Origin of the sequence: Kribbella qitaiheensis, assembly GCF_042657745.1 — a bacterium.
Taxonomy (GTDB): Bacteria; Actinomycetota; Actinomycetes; order Propionibacteriales; family Kribbellaceae; genus Kribbella; species Kribbella qitaiheensis.
Genome location: NZ_JBHSKE010000057.1, coordinates 79,984 through 105,075 on the forward strand (window position 1 = coordinate 79,984; position 25,092 = coordinate 105,075).

Annotated in this window: 23 protein-coding genes; 13 read left to right on the top strand and 10 right to left on the bottom strand. The window is 69.1% G+C overall.

What is annotated here, in order from left to right; translation table 11 throughout:
- The first annotated feature begins 53 nt into the window (after window positions 1-53).
- Window positions 54-767, top strand: a complete 714-nt coding sequence (gene yczE, locus ACFPJ1_RS33735; protein ID WP_380110262.1) for a membrane protein YczE — start codon at window positions 54-56, stop codon at window positions 765-767.
- On the opposite strand, the gene ACFPJ1_RS33740 is transcribed toward yczE, so the two are convergent.
- Window positions 709-2,874, bottom strand: a complete 2,166-nt coding sequence (locus tag ACFPJ1_RS33740) for an MMPL family transporter (RefSeq protein ID WP_380110264.1) — start codon at window positions 2,872-2,874, stop codon at window positions 709-711. The genes yczE and ACFPJ1_RS33740 overlap by 59 nt on opposite strands.
- 89 nt (window positions 2,875-2,963) lie before the next feature.
- Here ACFPJ1_RS33740 and ACFPJ1_RS33745 point away from each other — a divergent pair, with 89 nt between their 5' ends.
- A complete protein-coding gene (locus ACFPJ1_RS33745) occupies window positions 2,964-3,578 on the top strand; it encodes a TetR/AcrR family transcriptional regulator (RefSeq protein WP_380110266.1) in 615 nt (204 codons plus the stop codon).
- Window positions 3,579-3,649: 71 nt separating this feature from the next.
- Here the strand turns inward: ACFPJ1_RS33745 and ACFPJ1_RS33750 are convergent, their stop codons facing one another.
- Window positions 3,650-4,714, bottom strand: a complete 1,065-nt coding sequence (locus ACFPJ1_RS33750; RefSeq protein WP_380110268.1) for a hypothetical protein — start codon at window positions 4,712-4,714, stop codon at window positions 3,650-3,652.
- An 8-nt stretch (window positions 4,715-4,722) separates the two neighbouring features.
- Window positions 4,723-5,304 carry a hypothetical protein gene (locus ACFPJ1_RS33755; RefSeq protein ID WP_380110269.1) on the bottom strand — a complete coding sequence of 194 codons (582 nt, stop codon included), beginning with the start codon at window positions 5,302-5,304 and terminating at the stop codon, window positions 4,723-4,725.
- Between the two features lie 159 nt (window positions 5,305-5,463).
- Between ACFPJ1_RS33755 and ACFPJ1_RS33760 the strand changes: the two genes are divergently transcribed.
- The 3 genes from ACFPJ1_RS33760 to ACFPJ1_RS33770 are packed head-to-tail and all read left to right on the top strand — an operon-like array spanning window position 5,464 to window position 9,304.
- Window positions 5,464-6,618: a cystathionine gamma-synthase gene (locus tag ACFPJ1_RS33760; protein ID WP_380110271.1), complete on the top strand. Its 1,155-nt coding sequence runs from the start codon at window positions 5,464-5,466 to the stop codon at window positions 6,616-6,618.
- A gap of 3 nt (window positions 6,619-6,621) precedes the next feature.
- A complete protein-coding gene (locus ACFPJ1_RS33765; protein ID WP_380110274.1) occupies window positions 6,622-7,995 on the top strand; it encodes a glutamate mutase L in 1,374 nt (457 codons plus the stop codon).
- A gap of 31 nt (window positions 7,996-8,026) precedes the next feature.
- Window positions 8,027-9,304 carry an AI-2E family transporter gene (locus tag ACFPJ1_RS33770; RefSeq protein WP_380110276.1) on the top strand — a complete coding sequence of 426 codons (1,278 nt, stop codon included), beginning with the start codon at window positions 8,027-8,029 and terminating at the stop codon, window positions 9,302-9,304.
- Here ACFPJ1_RS33770 and ACFPJ1_RS33775 read toward each other — a convergent pair.
- The 3 genes from ACFPJ1_RS33775 to ACFPJ1_RS33785 all read right to left on the bottom strand — a co-directional run bounded on the left by ACFPJ1_RS33775 (window position 9,296) and on the right by ACFPJ1_RS33785 (window position 12,023).
- Window positions 9,296-9,790: a hemerythrin domain-containing protein gene (locus tag ACFPJ1_RS33775; protein ID WP_380110278.1), complete on the bottom strand. Its 495-nt coding sequence runs from the start codon at window positions 9,788-9,790 to the stop codon at window positions 9,296-9,298. The genes ACFPJ1_RS33770 and ACFPJ1_RS33775 overlap by 9 nt on opposite strands.
- Before the next feature lie 80 nt (window positions 9,791-9,870).
- Window positions 9,871-11,481, bottom strand: coding sequence for an MDR family MFS transporter (locus ACFPJ1_RS33780; RefSeq protein WP_380110280.1), 1,611 nt, complete (start codon window positions 11,479-11,481; stop codon window positions 9,871-9,873).
- Window positions 11,478-12,023 carry a MarR family winged helix-turn-helix transcriptional regulator gene (locus tag ACFPJ1_RS33785; protein ID WP_380110281.1) on the bottom strand — a complete coding sequence of 182 codons (546 nt, stop codon included), beginning with the start codon at window positions 12,021-12,023 and terminating at the stop codon, window positions 11,478-11,480. The genes ACFPJ1_RS33780 and ACFPJ1_RS33785 overlap by 4 nt, the downstream gene beginning before the upstream one ends.
- A 204-nt stretch (window positions 12,024-12,227) precedes the next feature.
- Here ACFPJ1_RS33785 and ACFPJ1_RS33790 point away from each other — a divergent pair, with 204 nt between their 5' ends.
- The 5 genes from ACFPJ1_RS33790 to ACFPJ1_RS33810 all read left to right on the top strand — a co-directional run bounded on the left by ACFPJ1_RS33790 (window position 12,228) and on the right by ACFPJ1_RS33810 (window position 16,707).
- Window positions 12,228-12,986, top strand: coding sequence for an SDR family oxidoreductase (locus ACFPJ1_RS33790; protein ID WP_380110283.1), 759 nt, complete (start codon window positions 12,228-12,230; stop codon window positions 12,984-12,986).
- 80 nt (window positions 12,987-13,066) lie between these two features.
- Window positions 13,067-14,071: a hypothetical protein gene (locus ACFPJ1_RS33795; RefSeq protein WP_380110285.1), complete on the top strand. Its 1,005-nt coding sequence runs from the start codon at window positions 13,067-13,069 to the stop codon at window positions 14,069-14,071.
- A 100-nt stretch (window positions 14,072-14,171) separates the two neighbouring features.
- A complete protein-coding gene (locus ACFPJ1_RS33800; RefSeq protein ID WP_380110287.1) occupies window positions 14,172-15,119 on the top strand; it encodes an ABC transporter ATP-binding protein in 948 nt (315 codons plus the stop codon).
- Complete coding sequence (locus tag ACFPJ1_RS33805) at window positions 15,119-15,904, top strand: ABC transporter permease (RefSeq protein ID WP_380110290.1); 786 nt, start codon at window positions 15,119-15,121, stop codon at window positions 15,902-15,904. The genes ACFPJ1_RS33800 and ACFPJ1_RS33805 overlap by 1 nt, the downstream gene beginning before the upstream one ends.
- Complete coding sequence (locus tag ACFPJ1_RS33810) at window positions 15,904-16,707, top strand: ABC transporter permease (RefSeq protein ID WP_380110291.1); 804 nt, start codon at window positions 15,904-15,906, stop codon at window positions 16,705-16,707. The genes ACFPJ1_RS33805 and ACFPJ1_RS33810 overlap by 1 nt, the downstream gene beginning before the upstream one ends.
- 4 nt (window positions 16,708-16,711) lie before the next feature.
- On the opposite strand, the gene ACFPJ1_RS33815 is transcribed toward ACFPJ1_RS33810, so the two are convergent.
- Window positions 16,712-17,986 carry an aminoglycoside phosphotransferase family protein gene (locus ACFPJ1_RS33815; protein ID WP_380110293.1) on the bottom strand — a complete coding sequence of 425 codons (1,275 nt, stop codon included), beginning with the start codon at window positions 17,984-17,986 and terminating at the stop codon, window positions 16,712-16,714.
- A gap of 39 nt (window positions 17,987-18,025) precedes the next feature.
- Window positions 18,026-18,970 (bottom strand): aldo/keto reductase, encoded by a 945-nt coding sequence (locus tag ACFPJ1_RS33820; protein ID WP_380110295.1) that lies wholly within the window; start codon window positions 18,968-18,970, stop codon window positions 18,026-18,028.
- Between the two features lie 39 nt (window positions 18,971-19,009).
- Between ACFPJ1_RS33820 and ilvA the strand changes: the two genes are divergently transcribed.
- Window positions 19,010-20,215, top strand: coding sequence for a threonine ammonia-lyase (gene ilvA, locus ACFPJ1_RS33825; protein WP_380110297.1), 1,206 nt, complete (start codon window positions 19,010-19,012; stop codon window positions 20,213-20,215).
- Between the two features lie 11 nt (window positions 20,216-20,226).
- Here ilvA and ACFPJ1_RS33830 read toward each other — a convergent pair whose 3' ends face one another.
- Window positions 20,227-20,661, bottom strand: coding sequence for a MarR family winged helix-turn-helix transcriptional regulator (locus ACFPJ1_RS33830; RefSeq protein ID WP_380110298.1), 435 nt, complete (start codon window positions 20,659-20,661; stop codon window positions 20,227-20,229).
- Between the two features lie 88 nt (window positions 20,662-20,749).
- Between ACFPJ1_RS33830 and ACFPJ1_RS33835 the strand changes: the two genes are divergently transcribed.
- Window positions 20,750-22,249 (top strand): MFS transporter, encoded by a 1,500-nt coding sequence (locus ACFPJ1_RS33835; protein WP_380110300.1) that lies wholly within the window; start codon window positions 20,750-20,752, stop codon window positions 22,247-22,249.
- Between the two features lie 273 nt (window positions 22,250-22,522).
- Window positions 22,523-23,668 carry a hypothetical protein gene (locus ACFPJ1_RS33840; protein WP_380110301.1) on the top strand — a complete coding sequence of 382 codons (1,146 nt, stop codon included), beginning with the start codon at window positions 22,523-22,525 and terminating at the stop codon, window positions 23,666-23,668.
- A 144-nt stretch (window positions 23,669-23,812) separates the two neighbouring features.
- Here ACFPJ1_RS33840 and ACFPJ1_RS33845 read toward each other — a convergent pair whose 3' ends face one another.
- The gene (locus tag ACFPJ1_RS33845; protein WP_380110303.1) at window positions 23,813-25,087 is read right to left on the bottom strand and encodes an MFS transporter; all 1,275 of its coding nucleotides are present in this window, start codon (window positions 25,085-25,087) and stop codon (window positions 23,813-23,815) included.
- Window positions 25,088-25,092: the final 5 nt, after the last annotated feature.

Here is a 25,092-nt window from a genome sequence, read left to right on the forward strand (position 1 = left end):
TATTGCTCAATTGGCTATCGAGCACCAGGCCAATCAGTCGCAGACTGGGACGTGTGACCGCCACTTCTGAAGCCGTGCCTGCCCAGCGCAGGCAGTTGGCCGCCCTGAACCCGATCCAGCAACTGCAGGCAGGCAAACTCCCGCGCCGCCTGGTCCAGCTCTACCTGGGCCTGTTCCTGTACGGCGCCTCGATGGGCCTGATGATCCAGGGCAACCTCGGCCTGGACCCCTGGGACGTCCTGCATTCCGGCATCACCAAGCACCTGGACGTCAGTTTCGGCACGGTCGTGATCGCGATGAGCTTCGTGGTGCTGCTCGCGTGGATCCCGCTGCGGCAATGGCCCGGCCTCGGCACGATCAGCAACGCCATCGTGATCGGCCTGGTCACCGACCTGACGCTGAACACCGTCGCCCGGCCGGACGAGTTGTGGCTGCGAGCGGTCTTCATGGTCGCCGGGATCGTGGTGAACGGCCTGGCCGGCGCGATGTACATCGGCGCCCAGTTCGGGCCCGGCCCGCGCGACGGCCTGATGACAGGACTCGTACGGCGGACCGGGCTCAGCGTGCGGCTGGTCCGAACCACGATCGAGGTGATCGTGCTCGCGATCGGCTGGCTGCTGGGTGGTGTCGTCGGCCTCGGCACAGTCGCGTACGCGTTGGCGATCGGGCCGATCGTTCACTTCCTGCTGCCGCTGTTCACGGTGAAGCTCAGCGTGCCAGCGGTTCCAACTCCTTCTCCTCGGCCTCAGGAGCAGCCTGAAGCCTGAGCTTGCGCGGCCACCAGGCGCGAGGACCGAGCAGCGCGATGACGCTCGGCACCAGGAAGATCGACATCACGAACGCGGAGATCGCGATCCCCGCCGCGACCGAGAAGCCCATCTCCGTGAGCAACGCCATCCCGGCGAGCATCAGCGACGAGAACGTGCCCGCCAGGATCAGCCCGGCCGCCGCCACCGACGGCCCGCCGTGTTCGATCGCCAGGTCCGCCGCCTCCCGTGGACTCGTACCGCGTTCGGCCTCTTCTCGCAGCCGGGCGATCATCAGGATGTTGTAGTCGGTGCCGATGGCAACGACGAACAGGTAGAGCATGATCGGCAGCGAGAACGTCACGCCGGCGTGCCCGGCCGCGCCCTGGAACACCAGCACCGTCGCGCCGGTGGTGCTGAAGAAGCTGAGCACCACCGCGACCATCAGCAGCAACGGCGCCAGCAGGCTCCGCAGCAGCAGCGCCAGGATGATCGCGATCAACCCGCCCGCCACCGGGAAGATCACCGACAGGTCGCGGCTGTTGGCGTCCCGGATGTCGGTGTAGCTCGCGCTGACCCCTCCGAGCAGCGCGGTCGTACCGGCCGGGGCCTCGGCGTGCGCGGTGTCCCGGAGCGCGCCGTCGACCAGATCCAGCGCCGACTTCGCGTACGGCGGGTCCGCCAGTACGACGTTGATCTGCGCGACGGTCTTGTCCGGATTGAGCAGCGCCAGTGATCCGTCGGGGCCGGCCGGGAGGACCGAACCGACGCCGTCCACCTTCGCCAGCTTTCCGGCGTACGACTGGAGCTCGGCGGGGTTCAGCGGCGTACCGTCGGCGCTCCGGACGTAGACGGTGGTGGGGTTGAGCGCGCCGGCCGGGAAGCCTGCCTGCAGGTCCTTGACGGCGCGGGCGGACTCGGTGTCCTTCGGGAGTTGGCTGAAAGCGTCGTAGTCGACCTTCATCCCGAGCGCGCCGAGCGCCAGGGCGACCATCAGGCCACCCGAGATCAGCGCGACCACGGCGGGACGGCGGGCGGTGAACCGGCCGAACCGCTTGAACATCGCGCCCTTCGGCGTCTTCTGCCAGGACTTCGACGGCCAGAACACCTTCGGGCCGAGCAGCGACACGACGGCCGGGATCAGCGTGATCGCGGCGAAGGCCATCACCGCGACGGCGATCGCGAGGCCCGGACCGAGGCTCTTGAAGCCGCCGAAGACGGCCAGCAGCAAGGCGCTGAACGCCACCACGATGGCGCCCGCGGCCGACACGATCACCTCGGAGACGCGGGCCGTCGCGGAGACCAGCGCCTCCTTCGGCTGCTCGCCGGCACGGAGGCGTTCGCGGTACCGGAACAGCAGGAACAGGATGTAGTCCGTGCCGACCCCGTAGAGCACCACGGTCAGGATGGTCTGCAGATCCTGGGTCACCTGCAGGTCGAACGCCTTCGCCGCCAGCGCGATCAGGCCGGGTGCGATCGCGCTGACCAGGCCGACCGTGAGGATCGGCAGGAACGCCGCGACCGGGCTGCGGTAGATGAACAGCAGCAACCCGATGATCAGCACGACGGTGGCGATACCGACCACCACGAAGGCGTTGTTGAAGGCGTCCTGGTTGTCGAGGAAGAGCGCGGCGTCACCGGTCACGCCGTACTGGAGTCCGCTGTCGGCGACGGCTGGTCCGGTCAGGTCGCGGACGTGCTGCACCGCGTCGAGCACGGCCTGGTCGTCCGGCAGACCCTTCAATCCGACGCTGATCAACTGGACCTGCTTGTTCGGGGAGACCGCCTGCGGGCCGGTCACGGCACCGGTGACCCGATCGATCTTCGCGGCGGTGATCTTGCTCGCGAGGTCAGCGGCCTTCGCCTGGTCGGCGGCGGTCAGCGCGCCGCCGTCGCCCCGCTTGATCACGATGCTCGCGGTCGCGTCGTTGGTCTGGCCGAACGCGTCGGCGGCCAGTTTCTGCGCCTGGACCGACTCGTAGGAGTCGGGCAGGAAGCTCGCCTGGTCCTTGTTGGTGACATCCGCGAGCGTCGGCGCGAACGCGACCACGGCGATGGCCGCGATCACCCACGCGGCGATCACCTTCCAGGGATTGTGGACGACGAATCGTCCGAGCTTGGTGAACACGGGACCCCTCCTGATTCACTGTCTACCTGCCGGTCGGTAGGCAGATTACCTGCCGCCCGGTAGGCAAGTGAAGGTGAGAAGGTGGTGACGTGCAGCACGAGACGAGCCCCCGCGACGGGACCAGAGACCGGGCCCGGGACACCAAGTCCGAGATCCACCAGGCGGCACTCGAGCTGTTCTCCAGTCGCGGCTACGAGAAGACGAGCCTGCGCGAGATCGCCGAACAGGTCGGCATCACCAAGGCGTCGCTGTACTACCACTACTCGTCCAAGCAGGACCTGCTGAAGGCGATCATCGGCACCTTCCTGGACGACATCCTGCAGGTGCTGACGCTCGTCGACCAGGTGGAGTGGTCGCCCGAGTCCGAGCGCGAACTGCTCGGCGCCTACCTCGACGTGGTGATCAAGCACCGCGCGACCGGCCCGACCGTACTGCGGGACGTCGCGGCCGTGCTCGCAGCCTTCGGCGAGGACCTGGAAACGCTGATCGACCGCAGCAGGAACTTCCAACTCTGGCTGGCAGGCCCGAACCCGACAGCCAAGGACCGCGTCCTCGCGGCCGCGTCGGTCGAGGTCATCGGCGCCGCCCTGGCCGCCGGCACGGACCAGACCGAGCTCAGCGACGCCGACCTCCGCACAGTCCTCCTGGACGCCGCAACCGCAGTCCTGGCCCGCCGCTCCACCCCCACCGAGTCCAAGCTCTAGCAGGCACCTGAACGCAGCGACGCCGCCAAGGGATCCCCCTGGCGGCGTCGGCGGTTGGACAGCTCAGTGGGTCAGCGTTCGTGGCCGGTCTCGCGGGGCTTGCCCTGGCCGGTGGTGGCCGTCTCGCTCTGCTGTCCGCCGGGCTTCGTGGCGACGGCCTGACTGGCGGGCGCGGTGCCTTGGAGTGCCCACGCCGGATCTTCGGCCCGGTGCCTCCCGGTGCCCGCCTGCTGCGCTTCCTGGCCCGGCTGACCCGGGGCCTCCTGACCCGGGGCCTGCCCCGGAGCCTGCTGACCCTGACCTGAGGCCTGGGGCTGAGCGGGCTGGTTCGGGGTCTTCAGGCTCTCGGCGGCCTGGACCAACTGCTGAGCGGCAGCCGCCCGCTCCTCCGGGTTCTGGGCGGTGACCAGAGCGTGGAACTTCTGCCCGAGCTCCAGCACCTCTTTCTGCGACATCCCGGACTGGCTGAGGGTCGGGTCGTGCCGGAAGGCCTGGTACGCCGCCCCGGCCGCCTGCGCCCGCGTCGTGGCGTTGGTCCGCTGCTCCTGAACCCAGCGGGAGGCGCTGGCCACGGCCTGCCGCCCACCTTCGGCAACTCGCTGCCCGAAGCCCGCCGTCGCAGCGACAGCCGTCCGCCCAGCACCGGCCACGGCCTCAGCGCCACGCCGTCCAAGATCAGCTGCCTGCTGCCCAGCCGCGGTCACACCCTCGACACCCCGACGACCCAGGTCAACGGCCTGCTGCCCGAGCTCGGTCGCCCGAGCCGCTGCGTCCTGACCGAAATCCGTGACCGCCTGGCGCGCCTCGCCTACCCGGTTCGCTGTGTTCTGCCCGATCTCCGCCGCCCGGTTGGTGGTGGCTTGCCGTACCTCGCCCGCCCGGGTCGCCGTGTTCTGCCCGAACTCGCGCGCAGTACTGGCCAGCCGCTGGGCGTAGTCGCTCAGCCGGGACGCGGTCTGCCGGACGACCTGGCTGACCCGGTTGACCGCGTTGTAGATCGGTCCGAGCGCCTGGTGGGTCTGCATCGAGCGGCGCAGCGCCTGCTGCTGGTTCTGGTCGAGGTTCGCGAGCCAGGCCAGTGCCGCTCGCTCGTCGCCCTGCTGCCACATGCCAGGGCCCTGGTGGGGTGTGCTCATCCGAACTCCTAGTCGATGTAGACCGCGTAGTTGACGCCCACCGCCGGAGTCAGCGGGTCCCGCGTCGGCTTGCTGCTGAACAGCTGGAACTGCGCGCCCGGGCGGACCCAGACGGCGAGGTGCCGCCGATCCGCGCCCGCGCCGGGGGCCCACTCGTCCAGGAACGCCGGGCTGCTCTCGTCGCCGACGTAGTCGGGCTCACCCCAGTGCTTGCGGGCCAGCTCCAGGTGCTCCGGCCAGTGCGCGTCGAGACCCGTCTCGGCCTGCTCGATGTCGTCCGGCCCGATCTGGTACGCCGACCAGCCGCTGTTGCGGCAGTCGGAGAAGACCAGCCCGGCGAACGCGATCATGGTGGTCCCGTGCGGGGTGACGAACCCCCAGCCGGCGGACGACTCGTCGATGGTGTCGGTCGCCTCCAGCGGCCACGGCTGCCAGCCGGTCGCCGCGGCGACCCGGTGGACGAGGGCGCGGACGACCTCCATCCCGGTGTCCTCGGTGTCAGGCCCCGCCACAGCGGTCCAGTCCGGAACCTCGGCGAGGTCCGCCATCGCCTGGGCGTCCTCGTCGAGCGGCCTGTCCTGCGTCTTCATCCGCGTCGTTCCTTCCGGTCCGCGACTACGCGTCATCCCGCAAACCGTAGGGCTCCGGCAGGGTCATCGCCACCCGCTATCCACAGGCTCTCGGGCGGTCGATGTCGCCACTGTGGACGGGCTGCTCGGCCGGATAGGACCAGGCCGTACGCTGGTCCGGTGAATCACGACCACCAGTACGGCTTCGAGACGCTCGCCATCCACGCCGGGAACGAGCCCGACCCCACCACCGGAGCGGTGGTGCCGCCGATCTATGCGACCAGCACCTACAAGCAGGACGGTGTCGGTGGGCTCCGCAACGGCTACGAGTACTCCCGGTCGGCGAACCCGACCCGGACCGCGCTCGAGGAGTGTCTGGCCGCGATCGAAGCGGGCACCCGCGGCTTTGCCTTCGCCAGCGGTCTGGCCGCCGAGGACACCCTGATCCGCTCGCTCTGCGTGCCGGGTGACCACGTGGTCTTCCCCGACGACGCGTACGGCGGCACGTTCCGGCTGTTCTCCAAGGTGCTCGGCGCCTGGGGCGTCGAGATGACCCCGGCCGCGGTGACGCACCCGGACGCGATCCGGGCCGCGATCCGTCCGGGTAAGACCAAGGTGGTCTGGCTCGAGACGCCGACGAACCCGCTGCTGAACGTGGCCGACATCGCGATCGTGGCGCAGATCGCGCACGACGCCGGCGCCCTGCTGGTCGTCGACAACACCTTCGCCTCGCCGTACCTGCAGCAGCCGCTCGAACTAGGCGCCGACGTGGTCGTGCACTCGACCACGAAGTACATGGGTGGGCACTCGGACGTGGTCGGCGGCGCGCTGATCGTCCGCGACGCGGGACTGGCCGAGAAGATCGCGTTCCACCAGAACGCGATCGGTGCCGTCGCCGGGCCGTTCGACTCCTGGCTGGTACTGCGCGGCATCAAGACGCTCGGCGTCCGGATGGACCGGCACAGCGACAACGCGGAGAAGGTCGTCGAGTTCCTGCAGCGCCACAAGGACGTCACCTCGGTGCTGTACCCGGGCGTCGACGGTCACCCCGGCCACGAGACCGCTGCCAAGCAGATGAAGCGGTACGGCGGAATCGTGTCGTTCCGGGTCTCCGGCGGTGAGCAGCACGCGATCGACATCTGCAACAAGGCCGAGGTCTTCATCCTGGGCGAGTCGCTCGGCGGCGTCGAGTCGCTGATCGAGCACCCGGGCAAGATGACCCACGCCTCGGTCGCGGGCACGCCGCTGGAGGTCCCGGCCGACCTCATCCGGCTCAGCGTCGGCATCGAGACGGTCGACGACCTGCTGACGGACCTCGACCGCGCGATGTCCTGAGCAGTGAGCCTGTACGTGGCGGTCGACTTCGGGTCGACCTTCACCAAGGCGATCGCGGTGGACGCCGGCTCGGGTGACCTGGTCGCCCGGGCCGAACACCGCACCACCGTCGACACTGACGTGATGGACGGCTGGCATGCCTGCCGAACTGCGTTGCTGGCGGCGGACTCCGGTGTCGCCAGGGCCGAGGTGCTCGCCTGCTCGAGTGCGGGCGGAGGACTGCGGATCGGTGTCGTCGGCAACGAGGAACTGGTCACCGCCGAGGCGGGCCGCCGGGTCGCGTTGTCCAGCGGCGGCCGGGTGGTTGCCGTGGTCAACGGCGGGCTGACGGCAACGTCATTGAAGCAGTTGCGGGCCGAGCGCCCCGATGTCGTGCTGCTCCTGGGCGGCACTGATGGCGGCAACTCGGCGGTGATCACCCAGGCCGCGTCCGTGCTGGCGAAGTACCGGTGGCGTCGTCCGGTGGTTGCGGCCGGCAACGTCGAGGCGCGGGCGCCGATCGCGGAGCTGTTGTCGGAGGCAAGTGTTCCGCACGTGCTCGCGGACAACGTAGTACCGGAGATCGGTGTGTTCGCTCCGGACAGCGCGCGGGCCGCGATCCGCGAGATGTTCCTGGCCCACGTGATCGGCGGGAAGAACCTGTCCCGCGATCCCGGCTTTGCCGCGATGGTCCGCGCCGCCACGCCGGACGTCGTACTGCGGGGTGTCGAGGTGCTCGCCAAGCTGCACGGGGACGTCGCCGTGGTGGACATCGGCGGCGCGACCACCGACGTGCACTCGGTGATCGAACTGGACCCGGAGGACGCGAACCTCGGCCGCGAGGTGGTGGCGACCCACCCGGTGACCCGCACGGTCGAAGGCGACCTCGGCATGCGGTGGAGCGCAGTACCGGTGGTTGCCGCGGGAATCGAGGCCGGGCTGATCTCCGCGGATGACGCCGGGCTGGCCGAGGCGGCGACGCAACGGCACGACGACCCGTCGTACCTGCCGGGCGGAGCGGTCGAGGCGTCGTACGACGAGACGCTGGCGCGGGTCGCTGCGACGGTCGCGCTGCGGCGGCACGCCGGACGTCAGCGGGTGGTGTTCGGGCCGGGTGGGCGCGTGATCGAGCGGTCCGGGAAAGACCTGCGCGAGGTCGACCTACTGGTCGGGTCCGGTGGAGTGCTGCGGCACAACGGACCCGAGGTGGCGGCCCGGATCCTCGGCTCGGTCAGTGCCGGCGCCCAGGAGGAGGGCTGGCTGGTCCCGTCCGGCGCCCGCACCAGCGTCGATTCCGACTACGTCCTCGCGGGCGTCGGCCTGCTGGCCGACCTCGATCCCGCGGCGGCCGAAGGATTGGCAAGCCACATTCATGGAACCGTCGACGCAGGGCACTAGTCTCGGGGAGAACTGAGACCCGGAGGTGCCAGTGAGCGGACCGGACGAGCCGGTGGGGCGGGATGACTCGGCCGCGGTGCCGGAGGTCGGAGGCGAGGAGCCGAGTCGCGTGGCGGACAGCGTCGCCGAGGAGGTCAGCGACACGGTCGTTCCGGATCCGGAACAGCGCCTGGTCGCAGCGTCCAGCAAGGGACCGGTGGATCTCGGGGTCACGCCCGGGATGCAGATCGCGAGTGCGTGGGCCTGGCGCTTTCTGGTGGTCGTGGCAGCGGTCGTGGTGATCGGCTGGGGGATGCGCTACTTCTCCGAGGTCGTCGTCCCGGTCACAGTCGGAGTGTTGCTGACCGCCTTGCTGGTGCCCGTGACGCTGGGGCTGCACAAGTTGGGATTGCCGCGTGGCCCCGCCGCCGGCATCACCGTGCTCGGCACGCTTGTCGTGATCGCCGGGCTGCTGACGTTGGTCGGTACCCAGATCGCGAACCAGTTCGACCGCCTGTCGACGCAGGTCGGCGAAGGTGTGCAGAAGGTGCGCGACCTGCTCCGCATCAACTTCGGGTTGTCCGAGCAGGACATCACCAACTCCTTGAACAACCTCCGCGAGTCCATCATGAACGGCGGCGCGCTCGGTCAGCGCGCGGCTGAGGTCGGCACGACGGCGACCCACGTGGTGGCCGGGCTCTTCATCGCGCTGTTCTGCCTGTTCTTCTTCCTCTACCAGGGCGAGCAGATCTGGGCCTGGGTGGTCCGGCTGTTCCCGCGGCAGGCGCGCGAGAAGGCGGACTCGTCCGGGCGGAAGGCCTGGGTGTCGCTGACTGCCTTCGTTCGCGCCACCATCATCGTCGCGTTCGTGGACGCCTTCGGGATCGCGCTCGGCGCGGCGATCCTCGGGCTGCCGCTGGTCAGCGCGATCGGGATCCTGGTCTTCGTCGGCGCCTTCGTACCGGTGGTCGGCGCCCTGGTCAGCGGCATCGTCGCGGTGCTGGTCGCGCTGGTCGCCAAGGGCCCGGTCGTCGCGATCATCATGCTCGGCGTGGTGATCGGCGTGCAGCAACTGGAGGCGCACGTGCTCCAGCCCTTCCTCCTCGGGCGCGCCGTCAGCGTCCACCCGCTGGCAGTGATCCTGGCGATCGCGACCGGCGTGGTCGTCGCGGGAATCGTCGGCGCCCTGCTCGCAGTACCAACCGCCGCCGTCGTCAACACCATCGTCAACCACCTGGCCGGCAACGACGTAGACCCAGAACCCCCACGCCACATCCCACGCCGAAGACCCCACAGCCTGCCCCCAGAACCAGCCGACCCCTCAACCTGAGCCAGTACGTCGGAACGGGCGGCTGAGCCGGTCTCTGTCCTCGGGCGTGCCGGTGGTGAGGGCGTTCAGGGCCTCGGTGATTTTCCGTTCCTCGTAGGTGAAGTGGGTTTCTAGGAGGGCTGCGAGGGTGTCGAGTTCTTGACGCAGGTACTGCGGGTCGAGGTGGTCCGGGGTCGCCAGGCGGTGCAGGGCATCCGTCACCAGCTGGTGGTCGCGGGTCAGCTCCTCCAGGACCGGTCGGAGCTCGGGGTAGTGCTCGGCGATCACCGGGAAAGCACCTTCGTCCTCGCCAGTGTGATGAGCGCCGAGTGCCTCGCAGAAGGTAAGGCAGTGGGCGCGGAGGTCCCTGGCAATCGGCCGGATAGCGGCGTCGGGGGAGCGGAGCGCCTCGTCGACGTCGACGTCGGCGCTCAGCTCGTCGAGTTGGTCTCGCAACCACACGTGAAACTCGACCAGTTGGTTGCCAAAGGCCTCTAGGCGCGACATCACCTGCAGCCTATCCGCCAGTCAGACAAACAGCCGCCGCCCGGGGTGTCCCGGGCGGCGGCCGTTCGTAGTACTGCGGGTCAGTGCATCGCGGCGGCCGCGGAGGCCTCCACGTTCTCGTCCTCGGGCTTCGGCGTGTCGTCGGAACGACCGGCCAGCCGCTGCTCGGGGGTGATCACCGCGAGGATCAGGGCGATCGCCAGGAACGGCAGCGAGACCAGGAAGACGTCTCCCATCGCGTCCACCAGACCGTGCAGCGCCCAGCCCTTCATCGGCTCCTTCAGGCTGTGCAGCGCCTGGACGCTGTTCGCCGCCTTGGCGAGTCCGTCGACCATGGTCTGCGTGGCGTTCGGCACGATGTCGCGCAGGTGGACCTCCAGCCGGCTGGTCAGCACCGCGCCGTACACGGCGGTACCGATCGCGCCACCCATGGACCGGAAGAACGTCATCGTCGAGGTCGCTGTGCCCATGTGCTTGCGGGGCACGCTGTTCTGCGCGGCGGTGACGGTGATCTGCATCGACAGACCCAGACCGGCGCCCATGATGAACATGAAGATCGCCAGGTGCCAGTACGGCGTGCTCATCGACAGCGTGGACAGCAGCACCATGGCGCCGCCGACCAGGACCGAGGAGATGATCGGGTAGACCTTGTAGCGGCCGGTCTTGCTCATCAGCTGGCCGCTCGGGATCGAGGCGGAGAAGATACCGACGATCATCGGCAGCAGGGCCAGACCCGAACGGGTCGGGGACAGGTCCTTGACCGCCTGCAGGTAGAGCGGCAGGAAGATCAGCGCACCGAACATCGCGAAGCCGAGGAGGAACGCGTACCCGGCGTAGCCCGAGAAGATCCGGCCCTTGAACAGGTCCATCGGGATGATCGGCTCGGCGACCCGCAGTTCGACGAGCACGAACGCGACGGCCAGGACGACCGCGCCGACCAGCAGGGCGATGGTGGTGCCGTTGCCCCAGCCGTTGCCCGGTCCGCTCCAGGAGATCGCGAGCAGCAGCGTGGTGACCGCGCCGGTGACGATCGCGGCGCCGAGGTAGTCGATCTGGTGGCTGCGCCTCACGTGCGGCAGCTTGAGGACGGCAGCCACGATGCCCAGCGCGACCAGGCCGATCGGCAGGTTGATCCAGAAGATCCAGCGCCAGCCGGGACCGTCGGTGAGGACACCACCGAGCAGCGGCCCGGCGACCGAGGACAGTCCGAAGACGGCACCGAAGTACCCCATGTACTTACCGCGCTCGCGCGGTGGGATCACGTCGCCGATGGTGGCGAACGCGAGTGACATCAGACCGCCGGCGCCCAGGCCCTGGACGGCGCGGAAGCCGATCAGTTCCTCGATGTTCTGCGACAGCGCGGCCAGCACGGAGCCGGCCAGGAAGGTGACGATCGCCGCGATGAACAGCGGGCGGCGGCCGTAGAGGTCGGAGATCTTGCCCCACAACGGAGTGGAGGCGGTCGAGGTCAGCAGGTAGGCGGTGACGACCCAGGACAGCTTGTCCAGGCTGTTGAACTCGCTGACGATCTGCGGCAGCGCGGTTCCGACGATGCTCTGGTCGAGAGCGGCCAGGAACATGCCGGCCATCAAACCGCCGAGAATCACCAGGATCTGCTTGTGTGACAGATAGTTTGGTGCGCTCGGTTCAGGCGCGGCGCCGCCGGCGGTGGCGGGCTCGGTCGTGCTCATTGATTGTTCTCCACGTTCTCTTCGGTATTCAGGTGCGCGGCGGCAACGGCCGGCTTGCGCTGGGCGGCCATCGCGGCGGCCCAGCCCTTGTCGGCCCAGGCGCGTCCGTCGGCGCGGTCGTCGACAAGACTGGTGACCCCTTCGGCGAACCGGGTCATCAACTTCTCGAAGGTCTCTATGTCGGAGTCGGTCCAGCCGTCCATGGCCCGGCTGAGCAACTCCATCCGGCGCTTGGAAGCGGCTTCCCACTCCTGGGTGCCCTGCTCGGTCAGTTCGACCCGGAAGGCGCGGCCGTCGTCGGGGTCGGCGGAGCGGCGGACCAGGCCCGCCTGCTCGAGCGACCGGACGTGCCGGCTGGCGGTCGAGGCGTCGATCTCCATCCGGCTGGCCAGATCCGACAGCCGCAGCGCGCCGTTGCACCGCAGCACGAACAGCGCCAGGTGGGCGCTGGGGTCGATCGTGTCACCGGGTTGCTTCGCCTTCAGCCGGCGGCCGATCCGGGTGAACGCGTGCAGCACGCCCTCCACTGGCGTCTGAGGCATCCATCCGTCATTTACATGCATGGTGCAAGCATATACATGCTTGCGTGATACACGCAAATGAGTTTCCGGCTCTGTTGGCAGTGCTGCAAGTGGTTAACTACAGGTAGTTCACCGGTCACGCACAGGAAACTTCCAGGCTGCCGGAGCCGGTGGGGAAGGGGTGGGGTTTGATGAGTCGGGTCGGCTGACGAGGAGAGGACTGGCATGCAGAAGGTGGCGGTGGTGACCGGGGGTGGGTCCGGGCTCGGGCGGGAGATGGCGCTGGCCCTCGCGGCTGTCGGTTTCCAGGTGACGGTGACCGGCCGGACGGAGACCAGACTCCGCGAGACCGCGGGCGCCGCCGAGGGAGTGGCCGGCGTCGGTGCGGCCGGGGTCGGCGAGGTGCGCACCGCAGTACTGGATGTGGCGGACGGGTCAGCGGTCTCGGCGTTCTTCCAGTCGCTCGATCGGATCGACCTGCTCGTGAACAACGCGGGCACTGGGTCGCCTGCGGCCGCAGTACAGGACGTGACGGACGAGGACTGGCGGCGGGTGATCGACACCAACCTGACCGGCTCGTTCCTGTGTGCGCGGGAGGCCTTCGCACTGATGCTGCGGCAGGACCCCACGGGTGGCCGGATCATCAACAACGGCTCCGTCTCGGCGCACGTGCCGAGGCCGCACGGGATCGCCTACACCGCGAGCAAGCACGCGATCAGCGGCCTGACCAAGGCCCTCGAACTGGAAGGCCGTGCCCACGGCATCACCTGCGGCCAGATCGACATCGGCAACGCCGCCACCTCGATGACCGCCAGGATGGCCCAGGGCGTCCTCCAACCCGACGGCTCCACCGCCGTCGAGCCCACCTTCGACCCCAAGGTCGTCGCCGACTTCGTGGTCCAGATCGCCCAACTCCCCACCACGGTCGCCGTCCCCACCCTCACCGTGATGGCGGCCGGTATGCCGTACGCCGGCCGCGGCTAGTACTCCGACCCGCTTCGCCGCTCCTCTGTCGCGGCTCGAATCAGAGCTCGTGAACGGATGGGCCGTCTACCATCCGACTGATGGGGATTTTCTCTCGGAAGCGGCGGGTCAGTACTGAGGGGCTTCGGCTCGATCAGTCCTGGGATGATCCGGCGCTCGACGCGGCGTACGCGGCTGTTCGTGCGGGGGACGATCTGTCGGCCGGGCTGGGACTGCTGAAGGCGAGCCCGATCAGTACCGATCTGCGGGCGATCCGGATGACCGGGCTGGCGAATGCCGCGATCGGACGGAGCGAGCACCTCGAGTTGCGGTTGCAGGCGTTGCCGGGGGATCCGGAGCTGCTCGTGTGGCTGGCGCAGACGCTGGTCTTCGAGGCGTGGGAGGTGCGGACCGCCCAGCGGGCCGTGAACGTGTCGTCGCAGCAGTTCGCCACCTTCCACGACATCCTGCGGACCGCGAACGACGTGATCACGGCCGCGATCGACGCGGCACCGGACGACGCGACGCCGTGGTGCCCGCTGCAATGGGTTGCGCTCGGCCTGCAGTTCTCGGCCCGGGACAAGGAACTCGTCTTCGCCAACTCGGTGGCGCGGCAGCCGGACTCGTACCTCGTGCACGCGCGGCAGGTGCAGATCCTCGCGCCGAAGTGGACCCGGGGGCCGGTCGAGGATCTCCTCCGGTTCGGCCGGGACACGGCGTACAAGACGCAGCCGTACCGGGCGCTCGGTACCGGGATCCTGTCGCTGGTGCTCGCCGAGGCGATCGTCGACATCGCCCAGGACCAGACGAGGCCGCAGGCGGAGCGGGACGCGCGGCTCCAGTCCCTGATCCTCGATCGCCGCGACATGCTGCTGGACGCCCGTGCGAACTGGTGGCGCCCCGGCCATCAGCCGGAGCCGGCCGACATCGAGGCCCACCAGGCCGCGGCCTACACCCTCCGCCTGCTCAGCCGCCCGGAACTCGCCATGGAGCACGCCGCCCACACCAAGGGCCGCGTCAGCTTCAACCCCTGGGCCATGTCCGCCGAGGGCCACGACGCCCTGACCGGCTTCGCCACCGCAGTCGCCGACAAGATGCGCCTCTAGCCAGTACTCCGACCTACCCGCGCGTCTCCCGCCGACGGAGGGCACCCGGAGTGCTCAAAAGCACAAGAGAATTGTCGGGGGTGGCGTCTAGTGTCCTGGTGTGGATGATCAGCGGGAGTCCTTGGTGCATGCTCGTGGGCTGCGGAAGTCCTACGGGGACTTCGAGGCGGTCGCGGGGATCGACCTGGACGTCCGGAAGGGGGAGGCCTTCGGGTTTCTCGGGCCGAACGGGGCGGGCAAGTCCTCGACGATGCGGATGATCGGGGCAGTGTCGCCGATCAGTGGTGGGGTGCTGCGGATCCTCGGGATGGACCCGGCCACGGACGGGCCGGCGATCCGGGCGCGGCTCGGGGTGTGCCCGCAGGACGACACGCTCGACACCGAGCTTTCCGTGCACGAGAACCTGACGGTCTACGGCCGGTACTTCGGGCTCAGCCGGGCCGAGTGCCGCGAGCGGGCCGACGAGCTGCTCACCTTCGTCTCGCTGACGGAGAAGGCCAAGGAGAAGGTCGACGAGCTGTCCGGCGGGATGAAGCGGCGGCTGACGATCGCGCGGTCGCTGGTGAGCAAGCCCGATCTGCTGCTGCTCGACGAGCCGACCACCGGGCTCGACCCGCAGGCCCGGCATCTGCTGTGGGACAAGCTGTTCCGTCTGAAGCAGAGTGGCGTGACCCTGATCATCACCACGCACTACATGGACGAGGCCGAGCAGTTATGCGACCGGCTAGTCGTGATGGACGGCGGCCGGATCGCGGCCGAGGGATCACCGGCCGAGCTGATCCGCGACTACTCGACGCGCGAGGTGACCGAGCTGCGGTTCGGCCCGGAGGTGATGTCCGCCGACCACGACGCGTTGGCCGGCAAGGTGGAGGACCTCGCCCAGCGCATCGAAGTACTGCCTGATCGGCTGTTGCTCTACACCGACGACGGGGAGCGGGCGGTCGCGGCGATGCACGAGCGCGGGCTCGAGCCTGCCGCCGTGCTGGTTCGCCGATCCACGCTCGAGGACGTCTTCCTGCGGCTCACCGGCCGGACGTTGGTCGACTGATGAGCGTCGTCGCCCTGGAGAACGGCCGCCGCCAGTTCGACTACTGGGCCACCGTCTACAAACGCACCTGGAAGGGCAGCCTGGTCAGCAGCTTCCTGCTACCGCTGCTCTACCTCGCCGCGATGGGGATCGGCCTGGGCTCGTTCGTCGATGCCAACGGGACGGGCGCCCTCGGCGGCGTCAGCTACCTGCAGTACATCGCGCCCGGACTGCTCGCGGCGACCGCGCTGCAGATCGCCGTGGGGGAGTCGACCTACCCCGTGATGGGCGGGATCAAGTGGCAGAAGTTCTACTTCTCGATGATCGCGACGCCGTTGCGCCCGGCCGACGTGATGTACGGGCAGCTCGCCTTCATCGCCTTCCGCGTGTTCACCACCTGCGCGGTGTTCCTGGTCGTGATCGCCGCGTTCGGTGGGCTCGCCTCGCCGTGGGGACTGCTCGGGCTGCCGGTCGCCCTGCTCGTCGGGATGGCTACGTCCGCGCCGGTCTGCGCAGTGGCAACCCGGCTCGACAACGACTCCGGGTTCGCGATGATCTACCGCTTCGGGGTGGTTCCGGCCTTTCTGTTCTCCGGCGCGTTCTTCCCGGTCTCCCAGCTGCCGAACTGGATCGAGTGGCTGGCGTACCTGAGCCCGTTGTGGCACGCGGTCGAGCTGTCCCGTGACCTGAGCCTGAACACGGTCGAGCTGCTGCCGGCGCTGGGCAACCTCGCCTATCTCGCCGCCTGGTTCGCCGTCGGCACCTGGTTCGCGGTGCGCGGCCTGACCCGGAGGTTGATCAGCTGATGGCGACACTCACTGCCCGGGTGCTCCCGGTCCCGCTCCGTCCCGGCAACGGACGGCAGCTGGTCGAGCGGAACTTCCTGGTCTACAAGCGGTCCTGGATCGTCTTCGTGTCCGGCTTCTTCGAGCCGGTGTTCTACCTGCTCTCGATCGGCCTCGGCGTCGCCCAGCTGGTCGGCGACTTCACCCTGTCCGACGGCACCGTGATCGGGTACGCGGCCTTCGTGGCTCCGGCGATGCTCGCGAGCTCGGCGATGAACGGCGCGATCTTCGACTCGACGTACAACATCTTCTTCCGGATGAAGTACGCGAAGCTGTACGACTCGATGCTCGCCACGCCGCTCAGACCGTGGGACGTCGCGACCGGCGAGGTGACCTGGGCGCTGCTGCGCGGTGCCTGCTACTCGGCCATGTTCATCCTGGTGATGCTCGTGATGGGGCTGATCGAGTCGTGGTGGGCGCTGCTGGCGTTGCCGGCCTCGGTGCTGATCGGGTACGCGTTCGCCGGCGCGGGGATGGCGCTGACCACTTTCATGCGGAGCTGGCAGGACTTCGAGTTCGTGCAGCTCGCGACGATCCCGATGTTCCTCTTCTCGGCCACCTTCTACCCGGTCGAAACGTACCCCGACTGGATCCGCTGGCTGGTCGAGATCACCCCGCTCTACCAGGGCGTCGCGCTCGAACGCGCCTTCACCACCGGCAACGTCAGCTGGACCCTCGTGATCAACGCGCTGTACCTCGTTGCGATGGGCACCGCCGGCATGTACGTCGCCTCCCGCCGGCTCGGCAAACTCCTGCTCAAGTGACTCCTCAAGTGACGAGGCTGCGGAGCCACCAGTGGGCGCCGTCGATCATTGCCTCGGCGCTCGGCCCGGAGAGGTGATCAGGGAGGTGGAGCGAGGTCATCACCTGGTGCAGCGCGCCGAGTTCCTGGGCCAGCACGAGAGCCCGGCGCAGGTCGGCCGGCGCGGCGTACTCCTCCCACTCGGCGAGATAGGCATCCGTCAGCCGGGGATCCTCCGAGATCGGCGAGCGCTTCTCCACGAAGGTCACCAGATCGAGGAACGGGTGCGACACCGCCGCGTCCGTCCAGTCGAAGGCGAGCACCGATCCGTCGTGTACGGCGAGGTTCCGTGGATGCAGATCACCGTGCAGCAACGTCTCGGGTACGCCGATCGCAGCGAGCTCGGTGATTGCCTCACGCAACTCCTCCGCACGCCGCGGCAACCGCGCCCGCTCGGCAGCTTCGAGCCGCTCGGTCGCCGGGTTCGGCCCGAACAGCCGGTCGATCTCCCCGTCCAGTACTGCGAGCCGCCGGTCGACGCAGGTGAACTCCAGCAGCCGATCGGCCTGATCCGCATAGCTCCGCTGCAACCGGGCGTGACTCCGCAGCGAGTCGATCCACGCCTCAACCCTCGGCTCGGAGGCGAGCGGCGGCCCGAGATCCGGCAGCAGCATCCACACCCGCTTCTCGTCGATCGCCAGAGGCTCCGGCACGGACCCCGGCCGATCGTCCGCGAGCCGCCTCAGCAGCAGCGGCTCATGCGCGAACAGCAACGGCAACGCGTCCACCCGCGCGGGCCGGATCGTGGTGGAGTGCGCGAGCGCCTTGAAATAGACGTCACCCGTCGCGGTCGGACACCGCAGTACGTTCGACAACCCCCACGATCGCACCTGAGCCGGTACGCCGGTCCGTGGTGATCCCACCGCGTCGAGTTGCTCGTCGATCCAACCGAGCGTCTCGGCGTACCAGCCGGGTTTCGTCCACAGCGGGGTGACCGGGTGGTCGGCCGGCAGGGCAAGGTGCGCCCGCGCAGCGGTGACCAGTGGATCATCGACGTAACCCCAGCGGGCATCGGAAGGGATCGCGCCGATGCTTTCCATCAGGTAGGCCGTCGCGCCGGGTGGGGTGTCGAGGCAGACCAGCACAGTTGCCTCCAGCCCCAATTCCGAGCGCAGCGCCTGCACGGGCGCCTCGACATCGGGGAACCAGAACCTATCCGGGAGCTCCACCTGCGGAAGTCCCGACGGCACCAGGAGCACCGCCTCGTCCTGCGGACGCACCACCACAGCCGTGACCTTCAACGCGATCTCCTCACCGCCGGATCCAACAGCGAGTCTCGGCTACCAGTCCAGATGGCGCTCGCCGAGGCGGTCGGCGTACCAGGCCTGGATCGCCTCGACCGTGGCGGTCGGCAGCGGCTCGGCGGCCGCGGCGATGCTGGTCTGCAGGTGCTTGACCGAGCGGGTGCCCGGGATGACGGTGGACACGCTGTCGTTGGCGAGCAGGAACCGCAGCGACGCGTCAACGGGGCTCAGGCCCGGCGGCAGCAGCCCGCGCAGTTCGTCGACCAGACCGGCTCGCAGTGCGACGTCGTCGGCGGACCAGCGGGCCCGCACATCGTCGAACGTGCTGTCCGCGTCATAGCGACCCGAGAGCCAGCCAGACTCGAGCGGCACCTTCACGATGACTCCGGCACCTCGCCCGGCTGCCTCCGAGACCGCCGGCCAGGTCTCTTGGTAGAGGGCGGACATCCGTACTTCGAGGACCTGCGAATCGGTGTCGGTCAGCACTGTGCGGACGTCGCGGTCGTAGTCGACCGACGCACCATAGGCACGGATCAGCCCCTTGGCACGCAGCGTCTCGAGCGCAGCGTAGTGCTCCGCGCTGTTCAGCACTTCCGCCGGTGGGCTGTGCAGGATCACGAAGTCGATGTAGTCGACGCCCATGCGTTCCGCGCTGCCCTCGACCGACGCCGCGATCGCCGCGGCCGACCAGTCGGTGCGGCCGTCATGGGTGGGACCGACCTTCGTGCAGAGTACGAACTTGTCGCGGGGAACGCTCTTCAGTGCCCGGCCGAGGTTGAGCTCACTCTGGCCGTCGGCGTAGGCGGGTGCGGTGTCCAGGAAGTTCACGCCGGCGTCCAACGCGGCGTGCACGATCCGCACCGCTTCGTCCGGCTCGGGACCGGTCGGCCAGCTCGCGGACCGGCCCAGCTGCCACGCTCCCAGGCCGATCACGCTGACGTCGATGCCGGTGGAGCCGAAGGGGCGTGTCTGCAGTGTCATGCCGCACAACCTAACCGGTTGCGGTCGTAGTGTGAGCAGGTGAGCATCACCGCGGCGGACATCGCCCGAGCAGCGAACCTGCTGCACGACGTGGTCGCGCCTACCCCGCTGGAGTACTCCCGCTGGCTGAGCGAACTCGTCGGCGGCGACGTGTTCCTGAAGTGCGAAAACCTGCAGCGGACCGGGTCGTTCAAGCTGCGCGGCGCGTACGTCCGGATGGCCCGGCTCTCCAAGAAAGACCGGGCCCGTGGCGTGGTCGCCGCCAGTGCGGGGAACCACGCGCAGGGCGTCGCACTCGCCGCGCAACTGCTCGGAATCAAGGCGACGGTGTTCATGCCGCACGGCGCGCCGATCCCGAAGGAGAAGGCGACCCGCGCCTACGGGGCCGAGATCCGCTTCGCCGGTACCTCGATCGACGACTGCCTGAAGGCGGCGCGCGAGTTCGAGGCCGAGACCGGGGCGATCCTGATCCACCCGTTCGACCACGAGGACATCGTCGCCGGGCAGGCGACCACCGGGCTGGAGATCGTGGAGCAGTGCCCGCAGGTCCGGACGGTCGTGGTACCGACCGGTGGTGGCGGGCTGATCGCGGGAATCGCCCTGGCGATGCAGCGCGACGGGATGCCGATCGAGGTGGTCGGAGTACAGGCCAAGGGTGCTGCCGCCTATCCGGCCTCGCTGGCGGCCGGTGCGCCTCTGCAGCTCGACCAGATGGCGACGATGGCCGACGGCATCGCTGTCGGTCTCCCTGGGACGGTTCCGTTCGAGACGATCCAGCGGCACGTCAGCGAGGTGCGCACGGTCGACGAGGATTCGTTGTCCGAGGCCCTCTTGCTGATCCTCGAACGGGCCAAGCTGGTGGTCGAACCCGCCGGCGCGGCCGCGGTCGCCGCGGTACTCGACGAGCCGGCGCGGTTCAAACCTCCTGTCGTGGTGGTCCTGTCCGGTGGCAACATCGATCCGTTGCTGCTGATGCGGGTGATCCGGCACGGCATGGCCGCCGCCGGTCGCTACATGTCGCTCAGGGTGCGCATCCCCGACACCCCGGGCGGGCTCGCGACGCTGCTGTCCCGGCTGGCCGAGGTGGATGCGAACATCATCGAGGTGCTGCACGAACGCATCTCGGAGACGCTGAACCTGGACGAGGTCGAGGTGGCGTTGCAGCTAGAGACCCGGGGTGAGGATCACCGGGAACGGGTCTTGGCCAGCCTGACCGGCAACGGGTACACGTACACGTTGAACTGAGGAGCCCGCGGTCAGCGAGTAGGCGCGTCGCAGGTCTTCGTCAGCGGAGCATGCAGGCGCTCGGCGAGGACGCGGCGCTGAGTCGGCTCGGCCTCGGTCTGCCGGAGCAGGCCGTCGTCCGTGAGGCGGACGTTGATCGCGCGACGGTCCTCCGGGCACATGTGACGCTCGACCAGTCCGGCGGTCTCCAGACGGCCGATCACCCGGGAGAGAGCGCTCTGGCTCAGGTGCACCGACTTCGCGATCTGCTGGACCTTCGCCGACTGCTCGGGCAGTTCCGCCAGCCGCTCGAGCACTTCGTACTCACTCATGCCCAGTTCGTGGCCTGATTGCAGTTCGCGGTCCAGCGCGCAGGTGAGATCCGCATGGCGGGCCAGCAACTGGCGCCACTCGCGGACGTCGGCGCTGATCTCACCAGTCCCAGCGCTGACCTTCGTCTCGGTCATGAGCGGGACGTTATCATGCATGTAAATTTAATGCAAACGCAATTAATGAGTAGACATTAGATGCACGTGCATGCAAAGCTCTCTCCTTGTGACAGACACAACGCAAGCAACCGCACCGACCCGTCTGACCTGGGACGCGCGCCTGTGGGGCGCGCTCCTGGTGGTCTGCGGCGTGATCTTCCTCGACGGCCTGGACGTGTCCATGGTGGGCATGTCGCTGCCCTCCATCGGCGCCGACCTCGGCGTGTCCCTCTCTTCTCTCCAGTGGGTCGTGACCGGGTACGTGCTCGGCTACGGAGGCCTGCTGCTGCTCGGCGGCCGGACCGCCGACCTGCTCGGCCGCCGCCGCGTCTTCCTGATCGCGCTGGCCGTGTTCGCCGTGGTCTCGATGCTGAGTTCCCTGGCCACCAACCCCGAACTGCTCATCGCCGCGCGGTTCGTCAAGGGCATCGCCGCCGCCTTCACCGCGCCGGCCGCGCTCTCGATCATCACCACCACCTTCCACGAGGGTCCGGATCGCAACCGGGCGCTCAGCATCTTCACCACCTGCGCGGCCAGCGGCTTCTCGATGGGCCTGATCCTCGGTGGCCTGCTGACCGAGGTCGGCTGGCGCTGGACCTTCCTGATGCCCGGCCCGGTCGCCCTGATCGTGCTGGCCTTCGCGCTCAAGCTGATCCCGAACAGCCCGCGGGACGATTCCGCCGGCGGGTACGACGTACCGGGGGCCGTCACTGTCACCGCCGGCATGCTGACACTGGTGTTCGCGGTGGTCGGGGCCGAGGGCGCCGGCTGGGCCTCGGTCCGCACGATCGGCCTGTTCGTCCTGGCGGCCGCGCTGCTGACCGCCTTCGTGCTGATCGAACGCCACTCCAAGCACCCGCTGGTCCGGCTCGGCATCCTGCGCAAGGGAAACCTGCGACGGGCGAACCTCGCCATCATGACGGTGTTCGGCGCGTACGTCGCCTTCCAGTTCATCGGCACCCTGTACCTGCAGAACCTGCTGGGCTGGTCGTCGTTCGAGACCGCGCTCGGCTTCCTGCCGGCCGGCCTGCTGGTCGCCTTCCTGTCGCCGAACGCGGGCAAGGTCGCCGACCGGATCGGCACCGAGCGGATGGTCGCGATCGGGATGGCGCTGTTCGTCGTCGGCTACGCGCTCTTCCTGCGGATCGGTACGTCGTCGGACTACGTCGCCACCGTGATGCCAACCATCGTGCTGATCGGCCTGGGCTTCGCGATCACCTTCCCGGCGCTGAACATGCAGGCCACGAACGGGGTGGACGACAACGAGCAGGGGCTCGCGTCCGGACTGTTCAACACCTCCAGCCAGGTCGGCGGCGCGATCGTCCTCGCGGTCACCACCGCGGTGATTGGGGGCCAGACCGGGGGCGACTCCACTCCCAGCAGTGTGCTGGCGTCGTACAAGCCGGCCCTCGTGGTCGTCACCGGCATCACGCTTGCCGGTCTGCTGATCGGGCTCGCCGGTCTTCGCGGCCTCAAGCAGCGTCGCGCCGAGGCTTCGGCCGAAGCCGCCGAACTGAACGCGGTCCAGGAGGAACTGGCCGAGGAGGAGATGACCTCGGCCGCGTGACCGCTCCACGCAGTACCAACCACAACCGGCTCGGTCGAGTCGTGAGGTTATAGAGAAGCAGTGCGGGTCACGGGCTACTCCGCCGTGACCCGCACTGCCGTTAGGGCCGGACCTCCAGGCCATCAATCGACGGGATTCCGCCGCGTCGCGCGCAGGCGGTCGTCGAGGATCGGCCCCATTGATGGCCTGGAGGTCCGGCCGGTCAGGGATGAGCGGGGGAGTTCGGGGCTATCCCCGATTGGTTTCGACCCGTCCGGGTGCTGGACTGGGGGCATGAGCGATCAGAGCAACCAGAGCGACCACGACAGCCGCGTCAAGGACATCCTCGACCGGGTAGCCCGAGGCCACCTGTCCAGCGACGAAGCCGCGACCCTGATCGCCGCCCTCTCCACCCCCCGCCACGCCGCCACTTCCCCCGACGCCACTGCCGGCGACGCCACTGCGGGCGACAGCCCGGCTGGTACTGCGCAGCCGGGGTCGGCCGGTCAGGATGCTGCCGCTGGCGACGCGCCGTCGGCTTCGGTGTGGGCCGATGTCGTCGACTCCCCGTCCGCCGCGGACGCCGCCGACGCCGCGTCGGCCGACACCGGCTCGGCCTCGATCTCGGCACCCGCGGATGCGTCGGCGGCGGCCGCCAGATCGGCTTCCAGCGATGTGCCGCCGCAAGGCAGCGCCGGGGCCCCGTCGGCCGGGGATGTTGCCGGGCAGGGGAGCGGAGTACAGGACAGTGTGGTTGACGATGCGCCGGCCGAGGAGGACGTCGAGGCTGAGCACAGCAATGTGCCGGTACCGGCTGGCGTGCAGCGGGTGACGATCCGGGCGATCGGACGGCGGGTCCGGCTGATCGGTGAGCCGGCGATCAACGGGGTCGCCGTCGACGGTCCGCACGTGATCAAGCGCGACGGCGACACCCTCGCGATCTCCAGCGAGGGCGACATGGGTGTCTCGATCGACGGATTCAGCATGCTGCGCAACCCGACCAACCTGAAGTCGCACGTGAACGGCCTCGCCAAGGAACTCTCGATCCGCGTCAACCCGGCCATGCAGGTGGAGATCGAGGTGACCGGCGGCAGCGTGGTCGCCGAGCGCCTGCCCGGCCTGACCCGAGTCCGCGTCACCGCCGGTACCGCGAAGGTGACCGACGTCGACGGCCCGATCGACCTGCTCGTCCAGGCGGGCTCCGCGAACCTCGACGCCCAGATCACCAAGGGCCGCTCCCGCGTCCGGGTCGAGTCCGGCGCCGCGAACGTCACCCTCCGTCGGGGCTCCGACGTCCGCGTCCACACCGAGGCCCAACTCGGCCGCGTCACCTGGACCGGCGCCGTCAACGGCCAGAGCAAGGACGTCGAGATCGGCCGCGGCCGCGCCGCCCTGGACGTAGAGGTCCTCGTCGGGAGCGCCCAGATCATCTCCGACTGACCACCGAACCCGCACCACTCACCAACTCCTAGCGATCCCCCGGAGCGACGCTCAGACCGCTCCGCCCGGCGCGCGTTTCAGGAGTTGGTGAGTGGTGCGCGTCCGGGCGCCACGGCCGCGGCAGGTTCCCACTCGGCAGCGGCGTCAGGGGATAGCCGGTGGCTCGAGGCCGGCTGGTTGGTTTGGGGTGGGGTCGGGGATGGTGCGGAGGGTTCGGAGCGGGGAGAAGAAGAGCCAGGCGGCGCCCAGGAGGGTGGAGAGGCCGGCTAGCCAGAGGGTGGGGCGGAGGCCCAGGAGGGTGGCGGTGATGCCGCCGAGGAGGCTGCCGATGGGGGCGGCTCCCCAGCTCACGAAGCTCATCGTGGCGGTGACCCGGCCCTGGAGCTCGGGTGGGCAGAGGCGTTGGCGGATGCTCATCTGCAGGATGTAGGCGACGATGATGCAGATCGCGGCCAGCAGGGTCGCCGCGACGTACCAGACGAGTTGCCAGCCCGGGCCGGTCAGTGCTTGGAGCGTGAAGGCGACACCGATGCCGACCGAGGCGATGAGCAGCGCGCGGGCATCGCCCAGCCAGGCGCTCAGGCGTTCGGTGAACCACGAGGCGACCAGCGCGCCGAGCAGGCCGATCATGCTGAGCAGGCCGATGGTGCTGGGGGAGAGGTGGATCTCCCGGACCAGGAAGACGATCATCACGGCGCCGCTCGCCGCCTGGAACAGCATGATGGTGGTCGTGTTCAGCACGATCGGCCGCAGCAACGGGTGCCCGAACACGTACCGCAGCCCCTCGCCGATCTCGCGGCGCAGATCCGGCTGTTCCGCCGGCGCCGGCCGTGGCTCCGGAGTACGGATCGAGCGGAGCCAGAGCGCCGACCAGAGGAAGGTGATCGCGTTCAGGCCGAGCGTGACCGCGGCGGTCAGCCATTGGACGAGGAATCCGCCTGCCCCGGCGCCGACCACCGCCGCGATCGAGTGGTTGCCCGCGAGCTTTGCGTTGGCGGGCAGCAACTGCTCGGGCGCGAGCAACCTCGGCGGGTAGGCGTTGTGCGCCACGTCGAACATCACCGTGAGCAGCCCGGCCACCCCCAGTACGACGTACAGCTGGGTCAGGGTCAGTACTCCGAACCAGGCGGCGACGGGGATCGAGCCGAAGAGCAGAGCTCGGCCCAGATCCGCGATGACGAGGACCGGGAGGCATCGCATCCGGTCGATCCACGCGCCGGCGAACAACCCGAGCAGCAGCCAGGCGGCGGTCTCGCAGGTGCGGAGCAGGGAGACCTGGAGGGTGGTGGCATTCAGCGTGATGACGGCGAGCAGGGGAGCGGCGGTCATGCCGAGGCGGATGCCCAGCTGGCTCAGCAGATCGGCCGTCCACAGGCGGCGGAAGTCGGGGTGGCTCAGGATGCCTTGGCCTGAAGTCATGCGGG

Coding starts and splice junctions, on each gene's coding strand:
- ACFPJ1_RS33785 (WP_380110281.1), bottom strand. CDS start 12,023: ATGCCTCAGACGCCAGTGGAGGGCGTGCTGCACGCGTTCACCCGGATC.
- ACFPJ1_RS33830 (WP_380110298.1), bottom strand. CDS start 20,661: ATGACCGAGACGAAGGTCAGCGCTGGGACTGGTGAGATCAGCGCCGAC.
- ACFPJ1_RS33775 (WP_380110278.1), bottom strand. CDS start 9,790: ATGTCGCGCCTAGAGGCCTTTGGCAACCAACTGGTCGAGTTTCACGTG.
- ACFPJ1_RS33790 (WP_380110283.1), top strand. CDS start 12,228: ATGCAGAAGGTGGCGGTGGTGACCGGGGGTGGGTCCGGGCTCGGGCGG.
- ACFPJ1_RS33795 (WP_380110285.1), top strand. CDS start 13,067: ATGGGGATTTTCTCTCGGAAGCGGCGGGTCAGTACTGAGGGGCTTCGG.
- ACFPJ1_RS33820 (WP_380110295.1), bottom strand. CDS start 18,970: ATGACACTGCAGACACGCCCCTTCGGCTCCACCGGCATCGACGTCAGC.
- ACFPJ1_RS33845 (WP_380110303.1), bottom strand. CDS start 25,087: ATGACTTCAGGCCAAGGCATCCTGAGCCACCCCGACTTCCGCCGCCTG.
- ACFPJ1_RS33755 (WP_380110269.1), bottom strand. CDS start 5,304: ATGAAGACGCAGGACAGGCCGCTCGACGAGGACGCCCAGGCGATGGCG.
- ACFPJ1_RS33805 (WP_380110290.1), top strand. CDS start 15,119: ATGAGCGTCGTCGCCCTGGAGAACGGCCGCCGCCAGTTCGACTACTGG.
- ACFPJ1_RS33840 (WP_380110301.1), top strand. CDS start 22,523: ATGAGCGATCAGAGCAACCAGAGCGACCACGACAGCCGCGTCAAGGAC.
- ACFPJ1_RS33780 (WP_380110280.1), bottom strand. CDS start 11,481: ATGAGCACGACCGAGCCCGCCACCGCCGGCGGCGCCGCGCCTGAACCG.
- ACFPJ1_RS33810 (WP_380110291.1), top strand. CDS start 15,904: ATGGCGACACTCACTGCCCGGGTGCTCCCGGTCCCGCTCCGTCCCGGC.
- ACFPJ1_RS33750 (WP_380110268.1), bottom strand. CDS start 4,714: ATGAGCACACCCCACCAGGGCCCTGGCATGTGGCAGCAGGGCGACGAG.